This window comes from Streptomyces gilvosporeus (assembly GCF_002082195.1).
Taxonomy (GTDB): Bacteria; Actinomycetota; Actinomycetes; order Streptomycetales; family Streptomycetaceae; genus Streptomyces; species Streptomyces gilvosporeus.
Genome location: NZ_CP020569.1, coordinates 3,116,152 through 3,132,886, shown reverse-complemented (window position 1 = coordinate 3,132,886; position 16,735 = coordinate 3,116,152). Strand labels below are relative to the sequence as shown.

Annotated in this window: 18 protein-coding genes and 1 tRNA gene; 16 read left to right on the top strand and 3 right to left on the bottom strand. The window is 67.9% G+C overall.

Going from position 1 to position 16,735, the window contains the following annotated elements; translation table 11 throughout:
• Window positions 1-40: 40 nt before the first annotated feature.
• Together B1H19_RS13795 and B1H19_RS13790 are read left to right on the top strand one after the other, a co-directional pair.
• Window positions 41-1,735, top strand: a complete 1,695-nt coding sequence (locus B1H19_RS13795; RefSeq protein ID WP_159028053.1) for a recombinase family protein — start codon at window positions 41-43, stop codon at window positions 1,733-1,735.
• Between the two features lie 376 nt (window positions 1,736-2,111).
• Window positions 2,112-2,183 (top strand) — tRNA-Gly (locus B1H19_RS13790).
• Between the two features lie 50 nt (window positions 2,184-2,233).
• On the opposite strand, the gene B1H19_RS13785 is transcribed toward B1H19_RS13790, so the two are convergent.
• Together B1H19_RS13785 and B1H19_RS13775 are read right to left on the bottom strand one after the other, a co-directional pair.
• Window positions 2,234-2,674, bottom strand: a complete 441-nt coding sequence (locus B1H19_RS13785) for a phage tail protein (RefSeq protein WP_083105036.1) — start codon at window positions 2,672-2,674, stop codon at window positions 2,234-2,236.
• A 550-nt stretch (window positions 2,675-3,224) separates the two neighbouring features.
• A complete protein-coding gene (locus tag B1H19_RS13775; protein WP_083105035.1) occupies window positions 3,225-3,605 on the bottom strand; it encodes a hypothetical protein in 381 nt (126 codons plus the stop codon).
• Window positions 3,606-4,377: 772 nt separating this feature from the next.
• On the opposite strand from B1H19_RS13775, the gene B1H19_RS13770 reads away from it, so the two are divergent.
• Genes B1H19_RS13770 through B1H19_RS13755 form a run of 4 tightly spaced genes read left to right on the top strand, consistent with a single transcriptional unit; the run spans window position 4,378 to window position 8,917 of the window.
• Window positions 4,378-4,806, top strand: a complete 429-nt coding sequence (locus tag B1H19_RS13770; protein ID WP_472573293.1) for a phage terminase small subunit — start codon at window positions 4,378-4,380, stop codon at window positions 4,804-4,806.
• A 42-nt stretch (window positions 4,807-4,848) separates the two neighbouring features.
• Entirely contained in the window at window positions 4,849-6,477 is a 1,629-nt protein-coding gene (locus tag B1H19_RS13765) for a phage terminase family protein (RefSeq protein ID WP_237289283.1), read from the top strand.
• Between the two features lie 15 nt (window positions 6,478-6,492).
• Window positions 6,493-7,920: a phage portal protein gene (locus B1H19_RS13760; RefSeq protein WP_083105034.1), complete on the top strand. Its 1,428-nt coding sequence runs from the start codon at window positions 6,493-6,495 to the stop codon at window positions 7,918-7,920.
• Window positions 7,913-8,917 (top strand): VG15 protein, encoded by a 1,005-nt coding sequence (locus B1H19_RS13755; protein WP_083109614.1) that lies wholly within the window; start codon window positions 7,913-7,915, stop codon window positions 8,915-8,917. Before B1H19_RS13760 ends, B1H19_RS13755 begins: the two co-directional genes overlap by 8 nt.
• 30 nt (window positions 8,918-8,947) lie before the next feature.
• Here B1H19_RS13755 and B1H19_RS38645 read toward each other — a convergent pair whose 3' ends face one another.
• Window positions 8,948-9,328 (bottom strand): hypothetical protein, encoded by a 381-nt coding sequence (locus B1H19_RS38645; protein ID WP_159028052.1) that lies wholly within the window; start codon window positions 9,326-9,328, stop codon window positions 8,948-8,950.
• Window positions 9,329-9,733: 405 nt separating this feature from the next.
• Between B1H19_RS38645 and B1H19_RS13750 the strand changes: the two genes are divergently transcribed.
• From B1H19_RS13750 to B1H19_RS13705, 10 genes are all read left to right on the top strand, one after another.
• Window positions 9,734-10,171 (top strand): hypothetical protein, encoded by a 438-nt coding sequence (locus B1H19_RS13750; protein ID WP_159028051.1) that lies wholly within the window; start codon window positions 9,734-9,736, stop codon window positions 10,169-10,171.
• Window positions 10,172-10,263: 92 nt separating this feature from the next.
• Complete coding sequence (locus B1H19_RS13745; protein ID WP_083105032.1) at window positions 10,264-11,199, top strand: phage major capsid protein; 936 nt, start codon at window positions 10,264-10,266, stop codon at window positions 11,197-11,199.
• Between the two features lie 8 nt (window positions 11,200-11,207).
• On the top strand, window positions 11,208-11,579 hold the full coding sequence (locus B1H19_RS13740; RefSeq protein ID WP_083105031.1) for a hypothetical protein: 372 nt from the start codon (window positions 11,208-11,210) through the stop codon (window positions 11,577-11,579).
• Complete coding sequence (locus B1H19_RS13735; protein WP_083105030.1) at window positions 11,576-11,899, top strand: hypothetical protein; 324 nt, start codon at window positions 11,576-11,578, stop codon at window positions 11,897-11,899. The genes B1H19_RS13740 and B1H19_RS13735 overlap by 4 nt, the downstream gene beginning before the upstream one ends.
• A 1-nt stretch (window position 11,900) precedes the next feature.
• The gene (locus B1H19_RS13730; protein WP_083105029.1) at window positions 11,901-12,182 is read left to right on the top strand and encodes a DUF5403 family protein; all 282 of its coding nucleotides are present in this window, start codon (window positions 11,901-11,903) and stop codon (window positions 12,180-12,182) included.
• Window positions 12,179-12,619 carry a hypothetical protein gene (locus B1H19_RS13725; protein ID WP_203237149.1) on the top strand — a complete coding sequence of 147 codons (441 nt, stop codon included), beginning with the start codon at window positions 12,179-12,181 and terminating at the stop codon, window positions 12,617-12,619. The genes B1H19_RS13730 and B1H19_RS13725 overlap by 4 nt, the downstream gene beginning before the upstream one ends.
• Window positions 12,610-13,194 (top strand): phage tail tube protein, encoded by a 585-nt coding sequence (locus B1H19_RS13720; RefSeq protein ID WP_083105028.1) that lies wholly within the window; start codon window positions 12,610-12,612, stop codon window positions 13,192-13,194. Before B1H19_RS13725 ends, B1H19_RS13720 begins: the two co-directional genes overlap by 10 nt.
• A 124-nt stretch (window positions 13,195-13,318) precedes the next feature.
• Window positions 13,319-13,663, top strand: a complete 345-nt coding sequence (locus B1H19_RS13715; protein ID WP_237289282.1) for a phage tail assembly protein — start codon at window positions 13,319-13,321, stop codon at window positions 13,661-13,663.
• Window positions 13,615-14,043: a hypothetical protein gene (locus B1H19_RS13710; protein WP_159028050.1), complete on the top strand. Its 429-nt coding sequence runs from the start codon at window positions 13,615-13,617 to the stop codon at window positions 14,041-14,043. The genes B1H19_RS13715 and B1H19_RS13710 overlap by 49 nt, the downstream gene beginning before the upstream one ends.
• Window positions 14,044-14,046: 3 nt before the next feature.
• Complete coding sequence (locus tag B1H19_RS13705) at window positions 14,047-16,734, top strand: phage tail protein (protein WP_083105026.1); 2,688 nt, start codon at window positions 14,047-14,049, stop codon at window positions 16,732-16,734.
• Window position 16,735: the final 1 nt, after the last annotated feature.

The window sequence follows — 16,735 nt, the reverse complement described above, 5'->3', positions numbered from 1 at the left end:
CACAAAACGGACGCCGGGCTGGCGTCCTAATCTGGACCATGTGCGTGCAGTCTCCTACATACGTCAGTCCAAGCGCCGGGAGGACGACTCCCAAGGATCTCCCCTTGCCCAGCGGGATCGGTGCTCGTCACTCATAGCCTCCAAGGGCTGGGACGATGCCGGACACTTCGAGGACGTGGGGAAATCGGGCTGGGACCCCAGGGTGCACCGTCCCGGCTTCGAGGAGATGATGGCCGCCGTTCGTGCCGGCCACGTGGATGCTGTCGTGGTCTTCTCCCTCTCCCGGCTCACCCGGCGGGGAGCCCTTGAGGCGATGAAGATCATCGATGAGCTTGAGCGGTACGGCGTCCGGCTGGTCTCGGTCGAGGAGCCTTACCTGGACACTTCTACTCCCGTGGGCGTCGGCATTCTGGCCATCATCGCCGGGCTGGCCCAGCAGGAGTCGGACCTGAAGTCCGCCTACATCACGTCCACGAAGGACACCCTCCGTCGCGCCGGGAGCCATGTCTCCGGCGTCGCTCCTTTCGGCTTCAGGTCGGAGCGGGAGACCCGGGACAAGCTGACAGTCACCCGTCTTGTCCCGGATCCCTTGGAGGCCCCGGTGGTGCGGGACATGTCGGCATGGGTGAGCGACGGGCTCACCGCGTCCGCCGTGGCCAAGCGCCTGAACGAGGCGGGCGTGCCCACGAAGACGACCGGCCTTGGAGAAGCCGGGGTCAAGCGGATTGCGGCTCGGCGGGGCCGTGCGGGGTCCTCCGAAGCGGCCGAGCGGCCGGGCTGGACCTCCTCCACGGTCCTCCGCATCCTCCGGGACCCCCGCCTGGCGGGATACGCCATGGAGTGGCAGGGGCGCAAGGAAAGGACCACGGACGTGGATGGGAAAGTGGTCCCTGGTACAGCCGGGAAGCGTGTGATCCTGCGTGACGACGAGGGCCGCCCCGTGGAGTCGCACGAAGCGATCATCCCGGATGACGAGTGGTGGAAGCTCCAGGACGTGCTGGACGGTCGGACCAGGACGGTCGTTCGTTCCGGGCGTCGGGTACCGACGCTCCTGGCGGGCCACGGCCTCCTCTTCTGTGACGTATGCGGCTCGGTCATGGTCAGCGATAAGCGCTCCGGGAAGCTCTACTACAAGTGCAACCGTGCGGGCGGAGTAGTGCCCGGTCATGGCGGTTTGGTCATCAGCATGGTGGACGCGGACGACGAAGTGGCCCGCCGAGTATGGGCACGGCTCACGGCCATGGACCCGTCCGACGAGGACGACAGGGAGTGGCTGGCGGAGGCGGCCCGCAGGTTCGCTCACCAGCGGGACACGTCGCAGCGCGAAGCGGATCGTGCGGCAACGCGTGCTGAGCTGGAGCATGTACGGGACGCCCTCCGCACCATCTACCAGGACCGCCAAGAGGGGCTGTACGCAGGTGAGGTAGGCAGCAAGATGTTCCGGGAGTCCGTGGAACGGCTGACTGCTCATGAAGGGCGCACAGCAGAGCGGCTGGCGGAACTGGACGGAGCGGCGGGGGCCGCGATTGAGATCCCAGCAGAGTGGACGTCCCTCAGTGGGGATCCCATCGGTGAGGGGACGCCCTGGTCCGACTGGGGGCTAGAGGAATGCCGCGAGTTCCTGGGATTGTTCATCGACTCTGTGAGGATCGCCAAGGCCGTAGGTCGAGGCCGTAATGCGAATACGCGCGACCGCGTAGTCATCCGTTGGGCGGAGAAGCCGCAGCAGGAGTGAGCACCAACTGAGAGGCACGTCACGTTGAGGGAGTCGGCCTCGCCGAGAACTCGGCTCCCTCTCACGTTGAGCTAGTGCCGGCTGAGCGGAGAGTGACTAAGTGGAGGGCTTCGGGGCGGGAAAACTGTCCTGGAGTCCTTCTTTCTTATACCCGCGCATAAGAAAGAAGGAGCGGAGGGCAGTCTTTCCGCCCCATGCAGCGGGCGCGGGGACGAGCCCTCTTAACGTCCTGTCACGTCCCCCAGTTAATGCATATGAAGGCGGGGCATGGCTCCACTCTCCAGCGTTGGACGTGGAGGTGGGGGCGGTCCTCCGCCGTGGCTCCTCCCATGCGCCCCGTTCTCTCCTCCGGGATGACGCGCGGGAGTTGAGCCGTGGTCTCGTAGCTCAGCGGTAGAGCGTCCGATTGCCGATCGGATGGGCGCCGGTTCGATTCCGGCCGGGACTGCTTACAGGGTGTGGTGGCTGTCAGGGCGAAGCCCCAGCCGCTCTAAGAGGTTATTCGACGGTGACGTCGTCGTAAGTGATGGTCACCTTCTCGGTTGCTGGGCCTGTGCTTTCAGTGCCAAGCGATGGGCCTTCCCAGCTGGAAGCCCATGCGTTCGTGAGGTGGATGCGACGTACGGTCCGCTTCTGTGCGTCCTTCAGAGCGATGGTGATGTTCTGGCGGGCGGAGTCGAGGTCTGCGTTATCAAGGGTGGTCTTGATCCATTCCGTGAATGCAGTGCTCTTGTCCATGCCGCGAGTAATGGTGATCTCGCCCGCGTTTCGTGCTCCGGGCTGCTTGCGGACGATGAGCTCGCCGGTCGAGCTGACCTGGCGGACCTCGACCACGTCCTGTCCGAGTGTCAGGCCGGATACATCCTGGACTGTTTCGACTTGGAACTTGCCGAGCTCGATGGCGAACGTCGAGGAGGAGAAGGTGTCACCGGTAAGCATGGGATCTCCTGTGAATTTAGCTCTTCTAGTCGCCGTGCTCGTTTCCCGCTGGTGCACGTGGGTATGCGTGAAACCGCCCGATGTGATGATCCCTGGCCACACAAAAGCGCACTACGAGCAACAGGGACCCAGGGTCCGAAAGGCGTGGGAAGGGTGTGTCCTTGCCTTGGACAGGTAGTGATCGGCGACTCCGACTGCCATCAGATTGGCCGGTCCGGCGCCTGTCTGTGTTGAAGCGGGACGGCTTCCAGTGCGTGGCCGTCCTGCGGGACACGGGGGCGCGGTGTACAGCATCAGCCACGGACGTGGACCACATCGTCCCCGGCGATGATCACGACCTGGCGAACCTTCAGGCGCTGTGCCGTTGGCATCATGCGCGGAAGTCCAGTGCGGAGGGCGTGGCGGCCAAGCGGAGGCGGGTGAGCAGGCGGAGGCCGGAGGGGCGGCACCCGGGGGATTTGAGGTAGGGGAGCGTGGGGACTGCACCGCCCATGGGTACTCCGCTCGTTAGGGTGCCGCCAGGGCGTGGGCGGTGCGGTCTCCTGGCTGGCTACGGCTTGGCGCACATGGCGTACGAGCCCACGTCGCCGTCTTCGGCGGCGATCCTCCAGCCGCTTCCGTCAGCCAGCGGGTGGTTGGCTGTGATGTTCACGATGGCAGTGCGGGGCAGTCGTGTGTGTGCCGACTGGTTTACCTCGTAGCCACCGCCGACAACGCGAGTTCCTGAGGGGCACTTGGCGATGCTCTCGTCCCAATCATTACGGTCCCGTTGAGCTGCCGGCCCCTTCACGATGATGGGCTCCTCGGGAGCGGCCGCATGCACGGGGATGACGCTCGCGCCGGCGAGTACGCAGGCGCCGAGAATGATGGAGAGGCCGAGTGAGCGCTGAGTGCTGATCTTCTTCACACTGAAGGTAGCGATGCGACGCATGAATCATCCATTCGCGTAGGAGGATTGCGGTATAAGCGCACTGCCCATGCCGCGGGTCCGCATGCCTTCTGTCCCTCGTGTGAGGTGTGCAGTATCGATCCCCCGCTTTGCTGTTCGGAGGTTCCCCATGCCTATTGGGATGGTGCCCTCGCCCTAGACGCACAGCGACTCGCGGCTCCGGCGGCCGTCGGACTGGCCAGTGCGGCTCCTGGGGAGTGGAGGTGGCCCCCGCCGCATCGAGAGAAAGACCGAAGCGTGATAGCGGCTCGGATTCTGTACGGGTTCCGGGGTCGTCAGGGGTACTGGTCGGCGAACACGTAGCCCCGGTGGGCCGTGCGGGCCGGACTCGCGGAAGCGGCCGGTAAGCCCGCCTGTCCTGCTTCACCGGGTGGTCCACCAGGCGATGCCGCTACCGGCTGCCGTGCTCGCCAGGGTGAGTAGCCATGCTGGGATGCGTTGAATGCTCACGTGGAGCCCTCCCCAACGAAGTTCGAACTTCGGGTTTGTGTCCTGCTGGGGTGTTTGACGTGTGGGCACTTTGGGTCTCCTCCGGACGATGTGATGCACATCTGACACGGGTGCGGGAGTGGGCGAACACCTGGCGTACCCTGGCGAACCCTGGCGAATGGTCGACATATAGCACCAAATCAGGGCAAACGGCCTCCGCCGTTTTTGAGCTTCGCGCTCCCTTTTCTCTGGATTTGCCGTCCGCAGGCACGGGTGGGGCGCGTGGGTGCACGGTTCGGCGTTCACGTGTGTTGGAGGTGTCACCATGTCGGGCCCTATCCCGAAACGAAGCGGCCAGCGCCGCAGGCGCAACGTGTCGGACGGTCCGGCCTTGGTGAAGGCGGAGGCCGGGAAGGCCCCGACGGTCCCGCGGGCATCCGGCGACTGGCACCCCATCGCGAAGCGGTGGTTCCAGTCCCTGAAGGACTCCGGCCAGGCCCAGTTCTACGAGCAGTCGGATTGGCTCACGGCGGTGTACGTGGCGGAGGCCATGAGCCGAAACCTGAGCCAGTCCAAATTCTCCGCCCAGCTATTCCAGAGCGTCATGTCCGCGATGACGGACCTACTCACCACGGAAGGTTCCCGACGGCGGGCCCGCGTGGAGCTGGAGCGGGAGGCCGGCGGGGAGGACCCGGCGGAAGCCGCCCGCGTGACGCTCATGGAGACGTACCGGAAGGCCGCAGCACAGCAGTAATTGGAGTGGTGTCACTCCCTGATTCCGAGGGGAGGCGACGCCTTGCCAGCCCAGACGCTTGAACCGGTCCGTACGTGGCCGGACACCGTGCCGGACCCGACGAGGACCCTGGGCTGGGACGTGCTCCTGTGGACCTCCCGCTACCTCCTTCAGCCAGACGGTCCGGACGCGGGCCAGCCCTGGCGGTTCACCCCGGAACAGGTCCGGATCGTGCTCCGCTGGTTCGAGATCAACGACGCTGGGGAGTTCACGCGGCGGCAGGGCACCATCCGGCGCCTGAAGGGCTGGGGGAAGGACCCGTTCCTGGCGGCCCTGTGTGCCGTGGAGTTCGTCGGCCCGTGCCGTTTCGGCGGCTGGCGGGAAGACGGCACCCCGATAGCGGTTCCACATCCGGCTCCGTGGGTCCAGGTCTGCGCGGTCAGCAAGGACCAGACCCGCAACACGATGCGCCTGTTCCCCGGGATGTTCTCTGCGGAGTGCATCGCGGAATACGGCGTCGACCTGGGCAAGGAGATCATCTACTCCCGTGCGGGGGGCGTTATCGAGGCGGTGACCAGTTCGCCGCGTGCCCTGGAGGGCGGCCGGTCCACCTTCGTGGTGATGAACGAGACCCATCACTGGATCTCGTCCAACGGTGGCCACGAAATGGCGATGACCATCGCGGGCAACGTCGGCAAGTCCCGGGGCGGCGGCGCCCGGACCATGGAGATCACGAATGCTCCCCTTCCGGGTGAGGAGTCCGTGGCGGAACAGACTTGCCACGCCTGGTCGAAGTTCGCGGAGGGCAAGAGCCGGGATTCCGGGCTGTACTACGACTCCGTGGAGTCCCCGCCCGTGGACCTGGCGGACCCGGACCAGCTCCGGGCCGGCATCCTCGCGGCCCGTGGTGACGCGGACTGGCTGGATGTGGAGTGGATCGTCTCCACCGTCTACTCCGGCCACATGCCCCGGAGCCGGTCCCAGCGCATGTTCCTGAACCAACTGGTGACGGCTGAAGACCAGTTGATCAGTCCGGAGGACTGGGATAACTGCGCGGTGGATGACCGCCTGGAGGATGGCGACGCGGTAACCCTCGGGTTCGACGGCGGCAAATCCGATGACGCAACTTGCCTCATAGCGATGCGCGTCCGGGATCGCCTGATCGTCCCCCTGGGCGTGTGGGAGCGGCCCGACGGCCCGGCCGGGGACGGCTGGGAGGTGGACCGCCAGGCCGTGGACGGCGCGGTCCGTAACGCCATGGAGCGCTACGACGTTCAGGCGTTCCACGCGGACGTAGCGCTCTGGGAGAGCTACGTGGATGCGTGGTCGGAGGACTACCGGGACCGCCTGGTGATCAAAGCATCCCCGCAATCGGCGGTGGGCCGGGACATGCGCGGCGGCCTCCAGGAACTGACCCTGGCCAATGAACGGCTGGTGGCAGCTGTGGAGGACGGCCACGTCCGGCACCCAGGGGAAACGCTTCCCCTGGGGCGCACGCTGCGTCGGCACGTCCTGAACACCCGGCGCCGGCCCAACCGTTACGGCCTGTCCTTCGGCAAGCCCAACAGAGAGTCCGCGCACAAGGTCGACGCGTACGCGGCCACGCTGCTGGCTGACCTGGCGCGACATCGACTCATCGAATCCGGCAGGACGCGGCCCTCCGAACGATCGGGGGCCGTCTTCTTTTTCTAGGAGTGGCGCAGCGTTTTGGCACAGACGAATTCCTCCCCCGTAGGGCGGGCGGAGCTGGGGTTCTCCCGGCTGCGCGCGGATCGTGAGCGGCTGGACCGAATAGACCGGTACATGCGTGGCGAGCATGACGGGCCGTACATCCCCCGCAGCGCCACCGAGGAATACAAGCTCCTGGCCAGGCGGGCCATTTCCAATTGGCTGCCGCTCCTGGTGAAGACTCCGAGTCAGGCCATGGCCGTGGACGGCTACCGGCGGAGCACGGGCCCGGACGGGGGCGCTCCGGAGGAGACTCCGGCGGAGTGGCGGGCCTGGCAGGACAACCGCATGGACGCCCGCCAGACCCCCGTCCACCGGGCCGCACTCACCTACGGCCAGGCGTTCGCCACGGTCCTGCCGGACCCGGCGGACCCGGCCCGGCCAGTGATCCGGGGCGTGTCCCCGCGGCTGCTGTATGCCTCGTACGAGGACCCGGCGGCCGATGCGCTTCCGCTGTGGGGGCTCCAGGTGGAGACCGTCCCCGATGCGGAAGGCGTGGAGGCGCGGGCGTGGCTGTACGACGCCACCCACGTCTATGACCTCCTGGTGGGCGGGAAAGGCGGCCCGAAGATGCTGGCGTCCCGACGCCACGGCATGGACGTCTGCCCGGTCGTGCGGTTCGCGCCGGACATCGACCTGGAGGGCCGTGTCACGGGCGTGGTGGAGCCCATGATCCCGATCCAGGACCGGGTCAATCAAACGGTGTTTGACCTGCTGGTTTCGCAGACGTTCGGGTCGTTCAAGGTGCGAACGATCAGCGGCATGGCGCCGGAATTCCGGCGTGACCCGGATACCGGGGAGATCCTTTACGACGCCAACGGGCGCCCGCAGGTAATCCCGATCCAGGCCGACGCGTCGCGCTTCCTGGTCGCACCGGACCCGGACACCAAGTTCTCTCAGCTGGACGAAACGCCGCTTTCAGGGTTCCTGGACGCCATCGAGCTGGCGACCAAGCACCTGGCCGCGCTCTCCCAGACCCCGCCGCATTACCTCCTGGGCTCCATGGTCAACCTGAGCGCGGAGGCCCTGGCGGCTGCTGAGTCCGCGCTCTCCCGCGCGGTGGATGAGTACAAGCACGCCATGGGGGAGTCCTGGGAACTGGTCCTGTTCCTGTGTGCCACGGTCGTGGGCGCGGAGCCGGATGCCCGCGCTGAAGTCCTGTGGAAGGACGCGGAAAGCCGCTCCCTGGCCCAGACGGTGGATGCCCTGGGCAAGGCCGTGACCATGCTCAACGTTCCGGCCCGCGCCATGTGGTCGCGCATTCCCGGCGTCACGGCGCGGGATGTGGAGGAGTGGGCGCAGATCCAGGAGGCCGACGACCCCGGCCTACGCATGGCGGACGCAATGGCGTCGGCCGTGGCCCCGGCGCCGGGTACGGAGCGCTTGGCCGGCGGTGACGGTGAGTAGAGCAACGGCGGCCCTCCTCGATGAGCACTGGCGGGCACAGGCCCGCATCGGTGCGGGCGTCTCCGCCCAGTGTCTGGCCCAGTGGTCGCGCGTGAACCCCCACTCCCTGGAGGAGAGCGGTTCGGCGTGGCTGGCCTGGATGCTGGCCCTGGTTCGAGGGGAGCGGCACCGGTCCCGGAGCCAGGCGGCGGCGTTCTATCGCCTCTACCGGGCCCTGGAGACCGGCCACACCCTCCCGCCTCTGTCCGGGGAGCACGTGGGCGAGACCACGACCCTGGGAGAACTGCGGGAGGACTGGGCCCAGCAGACGGGCACGATCCGCACGCCCGAGCCAGACGACGGCGAGGGAATCCGGCTGGACGGCTTCGACTGGCCCGACGAACCCGAGGACGCCCACGACCGGGCGGCCGTGGCATCCCTCGTCTCCCAGGGCCCGGCCAAGCTGCGCCAGGACGTGGCCCAGGCGGCCACCGACCAGGCGCGCGGCAGGCTGGACGATGCCGGGTTCCTCCAGGAACTGGAGGACGCGTCACAGACGGCGGGCCGCACCTCGGCCGGAGCAGCAGACCGCGAGACCTTGCGGGCCGGACGGGACCTGATCGACCGGGCGTCGAAGCGGGACCGGCGGGCCGTCGGTTGGGCCCGCGTGACTGACGGCAACCCGTGTGCGTTCTGCGCCATGCTCGCCAGCCGGGGAGCGATCTACACCAGCCGGGCCACGGCGGCCGGTGGCGGGCGACGTAAGCCGAAGGGCTCCCCGGACTGGCGGGCCCGCGCGAACCGGCGGCCCCCTGTCGCGCTGGAGGACCTGACCCGCTACCACAACGGGTGCCACTGCCAGACGGTCCCGGTGTTCCGCCGGAACGACTTCATGACCGACGACGCCAAGCGGTTCGACCGCGAATGGCAGGAGGTCACCCGCGGAATGACGGGCGCGGAGGCCCGGAGAGCCTGGCGGCGCCACATTGATGCGCAACGATACGCGAGCCAATCCTGACGGGCATGTTGTAGTGGTAGTTCTGACCGGTCAGGTATTGGCTTGTTCTTCCGCGTGGATCCCACGCATGCCTTCGACGAGCCGGGCCGAGAGTTCCTTGTCGGCCATGTTGATTGCAGCCATTATTTCGCGACGGACCTCTTTGTCGGTTGTTTGATCGTGTAGCGCCTTGAGTCGCTTTCGATGTCCCTTCCACTGCCAGTGCTTGAGCCTGTCATCAAGGGTACTGAGAAAAGCGGCGATGATAGGTGGTAGGCACAACACAAGCCATGGTGCTGACCATATACAGATCTTGCCTGGCCAGGTGCTCGATCCGAGGTTAAATCCGATGGTGACCATGAGAGTTGCGATACCGGCGCTGCTGATATCGGCTACGTTGATTGGGCGGGGGCGGACCTTCTGTTCAGGCACGCGGCCCCCCGTAGGGCGAGTCTCCGTTTTTTGTTCTGCGTCGGCCAAAAGCGTCTTCAATGTGCCGAATTTTGGTCTCTCTGTCTATCCATTTTCGGCACAGTTGAATAAGAGGAGGTAGGGCGGTGACGACGAGGCTCGCCCCTGCGAAGAAGTGCGACCAATCCATGCTGACAGCGTAGCCTCGGAAAGCTGTCTCGTTGGTCAAATCCCATAGGAAGGTGTGCAGTTCAGCCGAGTGAGCGCCTTGCTCGAACGACCGGCGGATCGAAGAGGAAGGCGACTGCTGCTATGGCAGCGGCCCTCGCTTTATCACTAATGACCTTGGAGGCATGACGCATGGTAGACAACCCCACCGATGCAACTTCGGAAGCAGAGGGCCGGGACGACGGCCAGGAGGCCGCCGTGGCGTCGGTTACGCAGCCTCCGCAGTCGGAGGAGCAGGGCGACGGCCAGGAGCTGGACGCCGACGCCCTCCGCACGGAGCTGAAGGCCGTACGAGCGGAAGCGGCGAAGTACCGCACCAAGGCCCGGGAGACGGCAGAGGCCCTGAAGGCGGCCAAGACCCCCGAGGAGTACCAGGCGGTGGCGGACCGCGCGGCAGAGCTGGAGACGGAACTCCAGCGGGAGCGCCTGGCCCGGAAGTACAACCTTCCGGATGCTCTGGCCGCCCGGATCTCCGGCGAGGACGACGACGCCCGCGAGGCGGACGCCAAGGCACTGGCGGAGCTGTTCCACAACCGTGGGGACGGCGTGGGCCGGGGCGGCCTCGACCCGTCGGTCACGACCGCCCCCAGCGATCCGGGAGAGCTGGCCGCCAGCATCCCGCGCGCCCGCCGGTAGGCAATTTCCAAGCAGCACCAAAACCAAGGGTTCATGTCCAAGGCCCTTGGTTGTGCTGTGTGCTGGCCGGGGCCCTGCCCTGAGCGGAGCACATGGCTAACAGCTTTCTGAAGTCCGAGAAGATCGCAGCGACCGCGCTGGGTCTCCTTGAGCGGGAAATGGTCCTGTCGCGTCTGGTGTGGACGAACGGCGGGTTCGACTTCACCGGCGCCAAGAACGACACCGTGACCATCCGGATTCCGGCCCAGCTTGAGGCCCGCGAGTACGAGTGGCGTAACGACCGGTCTTCGGACATCGTCCTGGACGAGCTGGCGGAAGACTCCACCACCGTCACGCTGAACAAGGACATCTACAGTGCCGTGGCGATCACGGACGAGGAACTGACGCTGGATATCCGGGACTTCGCGTCTCAAGTCCTCCAGCCTCAGGTCAACGCCGTGGCCAAGGCCATTGACACCGGTGTGGCGAACATGATCGAGACCGCCACCTACAGCAGCGCGGTCACGCTGGACGAGGACGACCCGTGGAAGGGCCTAATTGATGCCCGCGCGGCCCTGAACAAGGCGAACGTTCCCCAGGAGGGCCGTACCCTCCTGATCGGCGCGGACGTGGAAACGGCACTTCTGAAGTCCAGCCGCATCGCGGACGTGTCCCAGTCCGGTTCGGACTCGGCGCTCCGTGCTGCGACCGTCGGTCGCCTGGCCGGGTTCGACCTGGTGGTGTCGAATGCGATCAACCCTCGTGCCGCGTACGGCTTCATCCCCTCCGCGTTCGTCCTGGCCACTCGGGCCCCGGCCATCCCAGCCGGTGTCACCAGCGGCTCCAGCCAGTCCTACAACGGGCTGGCCATGCGGTGGGTGCGCGACTACGACGCGGCCAAGCTGCGCGACCGCTCCATCCTGAACGTCTACGCCGGGTACAACGTCATGACGGACCCGGTGGGCGGAGGCAAGAACCCGGCCAAGCGCCTGGTGCGCGCGGTGAAGCTGGACATGCCCACCGCGTCAAAGCCTCCGGTGGACAAGTAGGGGCCCGCGTGAAGCCCCTGGCGGACGTGGCGGCCCTGGAACAGCGTCTGGGCCGCGAACTGGTCGGGGAGGAGCGGGCGCAGGCGGAGGCGGCTCTATCGGATGCCTCCGCCACCGTGCGGGCGTACGGGGATGCCTGGCCCGACCCGGCCAAGGCCCCGGCCATCGCGGTGGCCGTCACGCTGGCGGCTGCGGAGCGGCGGGTGAGAAACCCGGAGGGGTACCGGTCGGAGCTGCAAGGCGCCTACCAGTACCAGCTTCCGGCATCACTGCCCGTCGGCGCCGGCCTCACCGACGGTGAAGCCCGGTTGATCCGCGCGGCCGTCGGCGCCTCCGGCATCTTCGCCGTTTCCGTGGAGTCCCTGGGGGGTTCGCTGTGAGCCTCCTGGACTCCGGCCCGGACCTGCTCACGGTCTACCCCACGATGGAGGTGGACGACGGGTACGGCGGCACCAAACCGGGCCCCGGCCAGCCGGTGACGATCCGGGCCCGCGTCCTCCCGGCCACCACCGACGAAAGCGGAGAGCCGGGATACCTGACCGGCACCGAGTACCGCGTGTACGCCCGCGCCCTCCCGGCCGGGCCCTGGTCCCGCATCGAGTGGGCCGGGCACGTGTGGGCCGTGGTCGGTGAGCCCCAGCACTTCGGCGGCTCCCGGCGCCTGGCACACGACGTAGCGACGATCCGGAAGCGGGGATGACGTGGCAGAGGTGAAGCCCAACCTGGACAGCATCGTGGCCCACCTGCCCGGCGTCCGGGAAGCCGTGGCGGACGAGCTGGAGCACCGGGCGGACCGTGTGCGGGCGGTGGTCGAGGCGCACCGGCACTCCGGAGCCCTGGCCGCCCACACCAGGGTCCGCACCAACCGGACGGACTCCACGGTGACCTTGGAGGACCCGGCGGTGTTCGCCATCAACTACGGACACATGGCGCCCAACGGCCGCTGGGTGCCGGGCATTCACGCGATTGAGGCGGGCCTATGAGGCCGGTCCTCCCTGATGTGGACGCCTTGGTGGTCGACGCTCTCCGTCACGGCCTGGAGGGGGCCACCGTGCGGGTGGGCTGGCCCGAGGACTGGTCCGACGGGCTCCCGCTGGTCGTGGCTCGCCGGGTACCGGGCGGCTCCTCCAATCCCCTCGGCATCGACGTGGCGCTGATCGACGTGCAGTGCGCAGCCACGGACCGGCGGGAAGCCTCCCGCCTGGCCCGCGTCGTACGGGTCGCCCTGGCGGACGCGTGCCTGAAGCAATGGCAGGGCCCTGACGGCTACTTGAGCCGTTTTGAAGACGTGACCGGCCCGGCGGAGATCCGGACCGGTGAACCGGCGGCCGGGCCGGACCTCTTCCGGTTCCAGGCCACCTACCGCGTGACCGCGCGGCCCATCCGACCTATCCCTGGAGGACAGCCCCTTTGGCTCTGATTGACGACGCCGCGTTCGTCGCGGCGGGCGGCTACATCTACATCGCAGACCCGGACACGGCCAAGCCCACCGATATTAAGGACCCGCTGGCCCCGGGCAACGGCTGGGAGTCCATCGGCCACACCAGCCTTGACGACCTGCCGGAGTTCGGCCGGGACGGTGACGATCCCGAGGTCAAGGGGTCGTGGCAGAACGCCAAGCTGCGGGCGACCACGCCGGACGTGACGTACTCCGTCACCATCAAGTCCATCCAGGCCACGGCCCTGACGTACCAGCTCTATTTCGGTGCGGGCCCGGCGGCCGTCCAGGCGGACAAGTCGTTCCGTATCCCGGCCCGGCCCCGGCCGCAGACCAAGGCCCTGTTGGTGGTCCTGGTGGACGGGACCAACTACCTGCCGCTGTGGCATCCGCGCGTCTCCCTCCTGGGTTCGGACGCTGTGGGCCTGGCGGCGGATGACTTCGTGTCCTTCCCGATCAAGGGCACGTTCCTGGGCTCCAGCCTGATCGGCAATGCGATTGGCGAGTGGGCCCAGATCGCGGCCCCGGAGCCTCCGCCGGTCCACGGCGGCGAGTAACACCCTCACGTTGCGTAGAGCGTCGGCTGAGCGCTCCGTAACCGGCTCCCGCCCCGACGGTCCCCGGGCGGGCGGAGCCGCATTTCCAACGGACCACACCACCGACAACTTTAGGGACACCACCTTGGCACTTTCTTGCGCGGACATGATGGCGGAAGCAGCGGCGGAGTTCACGGCTCTGCCGGTGGAGACGCGGGCCGGGAAGACGGTCCATCTCCGCAACATCCTGATGCTTCCCGACGACGGCCTGAAGGCTGCGCGGGCCATCCTGGCGCGCTTCGGGGAGACCGGCGCGGAGGAGCTGGAGGAACTGGTCCCGCAGATCCGTGACCTTCTCCTCCTGGTGGCCGACGACCCCGCCGCGCTGAAGGCGGAGATGGAGGACTGGCCGCTGGCCGTGTTCGTCCGGGCCGTTGGTGAGTGGCAGGAGGAGACCCAGGTGGGGGAAGCTCCGCGCTCGGACAGCTGATAGCCGACGGGCACGGCGGGGCTCTGCGGGCAGACCTCCAACGGTTCTACGGCCTGGATCTGGCCGACGTGTGGAGGGGCACCCTCGCGCCCCGCCGGGCCTGGCAGCTCACCGAGCACCTACCACCGGACTCCGCCCTGGCCGCCTCGTTGGCCGGCGGGCCCGAACACCGGGGCTGGACGGTGCAGACGCATCTTCTGGCCCAGCTCCTCAACGCCGTGCGCTATGCCGACGCCAACAACGTCCGCGTATCCGGCGGACGACTCAAGCGGGAACCGGTTCCCGTCAACGTTCCACAGGTCAAGGCGGACAAGCACGAGCGCCCACGCCTTGACCTGTCCACGCACCCCTTGGCCAAGCCCATTGCACCCAGGGGGTAGTTCATGGCCGGGCCGGGAGGCCAGGAGCGTGGGCGAATCTCGATCCGTGTCCTTCCCGACACGTCGAATTTCGCCACCAGTCTCCAGCGGTACCTAGACCGCATCGAGCGTCGGGCCCGCGTCCAGGTCCAGGCCGTCCCGGACCTGACCGGGTTTCGGGAGCGGCTGAATGCCCAGCTCGCACGGGTACGGGCCCGGGTCCGAGTCAACGTCGACCCGGACCTGTCCCGCTTCCGCTCCACGCTCCGCGAACGTCTCCAGGGCGCGAACGCCGGTCTCGGTGTCCGCCTGGAGGTCAACGAACGCGAGATAGCCCGGCTCCGCCGAGAGCTGGCGCACATCACGCCCCCGCTGACCATTCCGGCCCGCGTGGACGTGGACCGGGATCGCCTGGCCAACCTGGCCCGGGACGTGACCTCTCTCGGGGACGGCTCGGGCGGGGCTGCTCGCAAGGTGCTGTCCCTGGTGGGGTCTGTCGGGAAGCTCGCCACGATGGCCTCCAGCGTCCCGGCCGTGGCGGGCCTGGCCTCGTCCATCGCGGCCATGGCCCCGGCCGCCGGAGTGGCGGCCCCGGCCGTCCTGGCCCTGGCCTCGGCTGGCGTCGCTCTCAAGGTCGGCATGTCCGGCGTCTCCGATGCCCTGTCGGGCGACGCGGACGCCATGGCCAAACTAGCCCCCGCCGCCCAGGATTTCGTCACCCAGGCCAAGGCGCTGGCCCCTGCCTGGGGCGAGGTGAAACGTTCCGTCCAAGGGGCGCTGTTCCAGGGCCTGGGCGACACGCTCACCAAGACGGCGAACTCCGTCCTGCCGGTCCTGAAAACCCAGCTCACCGGCACCGCGTCCGCGCTTAACGCCATGGCCAAGGACGCCGCTGGAACTGCGCGGACCCTGGCCCAGGACGGCACGCTGGGCAAAGCCCTGAGCGGGGCAACCCGGGGCCTTCAGAACATGCGGGGCCTTCCCGCAACGGTCCTCCAGGGACTGGCCCAGCTGGGCGCGGCAGCGGCCCCGGCCTGGGAGCGGATGACCGCCTCCATGGGCCAGGGCCTGGACCGCGTCCGGGCCAAGTGGGACGCGTCGTTCAAGTCCGGCGCCATGCAACGCGGCATCGAAACGGCCGTGGGCGTGGCCAAGCAATTCGGCGGCGCCCTGGCCAACGTCGGTAAGACCCTGGGCAACGTCCTGGGCGCGGCGGCCGACGCCGGAGGCGGAGCGCTTCAGGTCCTTTCGGAGCTGGCCGCGACGGCCGCCAAGGTCACCGCGACCCCGCAGGCCCAGGAGACGTTCCGGGCCCTGTTCCAGACCGTCTCGGCGGTCGGCAAGGCCGTCTCCCAGGTACTGGGGGCCGCCCTGAAAGCGGCCCTGCCGCTGGTCCACACCCTGGTCACGACCCTGGCCGGGCCGACCCAGAACGCGGTCCAGACCCTGGTCCCCGCCTTCGTGCAGCTCGCCCAGAGTCTGGGCGCCGGACTGGCTCCCGTCGTCAAGGTCGCCTCCCAGGCCCTGGCCGCCATCCTGCCGATCGCGGCTCAACTCGCGGTCCAACTGGCGGGCGCCCTCGGCCCCACCCTGAAGATCGTCGGCGGCCTGGTCGCTCAGATCGCGTCAGCGCTGCTCACAGCCCTAAAGCCGGTCCTGGCGCAGCTCCCGGCGATCGTCGGTCCGATCCTGTCCGTTGTGACCAAACTTGCCCCTATTTTGGGGCAATTGGTCGGTCAACTGGTCCGCTCCCTGACCCCTGCCCTGGTCACCGTCGGGTCCGCGCTCGGGCAACTCCTGTCCGCCTGCGGCCCGTTGATCGAAGCCGTCGGCTCGCTCCTGGCCGGTGCCTTCCGGGCCCTGATGCCGGTGATCACCGCCGCGATCGGCATCGTCGGCAAGATCGCGGGCGTTCTGACCGCGCTGGCCTCGAAGTACATCACGGGCGTTGTCGTGCCAGCGATCAAGGCGATCGTGGCGCTGTTCCGCGGCGACTTCTCCGGAGCGCTGGACGCCGCCAAGTCCGCACTGTCCGGGCTGGCTTCGTTCTTCGGATCGATCTTCTCCAAGATCGGTTCCGTGGCGGCCTCCGGCGTCTCCGCGGTGATCGGGTTCTTCCGCGACATGGCATCCCGCGCCTGGTCAGCCGTGAAGCAAATGGGCTCAAACGTGGCGGAATCGGCCCGTTCGGCCATGGCGTCGATGGGATCCAAGATCTCCAGCGGAATCAGTTCGGCCGTCGGGTTCATCCGGAGCCTGCCCGGCCGTGCCCGCGATGCCCTGGGCAACCTCGGCTCCACCCTCTGGCGCGCCGGAGCGAGCCTGATCCGGGGATTCATCAACGGCATTACGTCCATGATCGGCAGCCTGCGGGACAAGCTGTCCAGCATCACGTCCATGCTCCCGGACTGGAAGGGCCCGGCGGAGCTGGACGCCCGCATCCTGACCCCGAACGGCCGCCTCCTGCTGGAGGGCTTCATGAAGGGCATCCAGGACCAGGTCCCCCAGCTCAAACGGCAGTTGGGCGGCATCACGGCAGACATCCCGGCCATGGCCGGAGCGCCGGTGCACATCCAGACGGAACACGTTCCGTCCGCCCGGAGCGCCGCCCGTCCTGCGGCCGCGCTCACCATCGAGAACTTCAACGCGGGCCACCTCACCCCCGGGCAGGTGGCGCGCGAATTGGAGTGGCGCATGAAGGCAAGGGGGTAGC

Excerpts from the sequence above, each read along its gene's own strand:
- B1H19_RS13770 (WP_472573293.1), top strand. The coding sequence starts at position 4,378 with ATGTCGGGCCCTATCCCGAAACGAAGCGGCCAGCGCCGCAGGCGCAAC.
- B1H19_RS13745 (WP_083105032.1), top strand. The coding sequence starts at position 10,264 with ATGGCTAACAGCTTTCTGAAGTCCGAGAAGATCGCAGCGACCGCGCTG.
- B1H19_RS13785 (WP_083105036.1), bottom strand. The coding sequence starts at position 2,674 with ATGCTTACCGGTGACACCTTCTCCTCCTCGACGTTCGCCATCGAGCTC.
- B1H19_RS13775 (WP_083105035.1), bottom strand. The coding sequence starts at position 3,605 with ATGCGTCGCATCGCTACCTTCAGTGTGAAGAAGATCAGCACTCAGCGC.
- B1H19_RS13705 (WP_083105026.1), top strand. The coding sequence starts at position 14,047 with ATGGCCGGGCCGGGAGGCCAGGAGCGTGGGCGAATCTCGATCCGTGTC.
- B1H19_RS13725 (WP_203237149.1), top strand. The coding sequence starts at position 12,179 with ATGAGGCCGGTCCTCCCTGATGTGGACGCCTTGGTGGTCGACGCTCTC.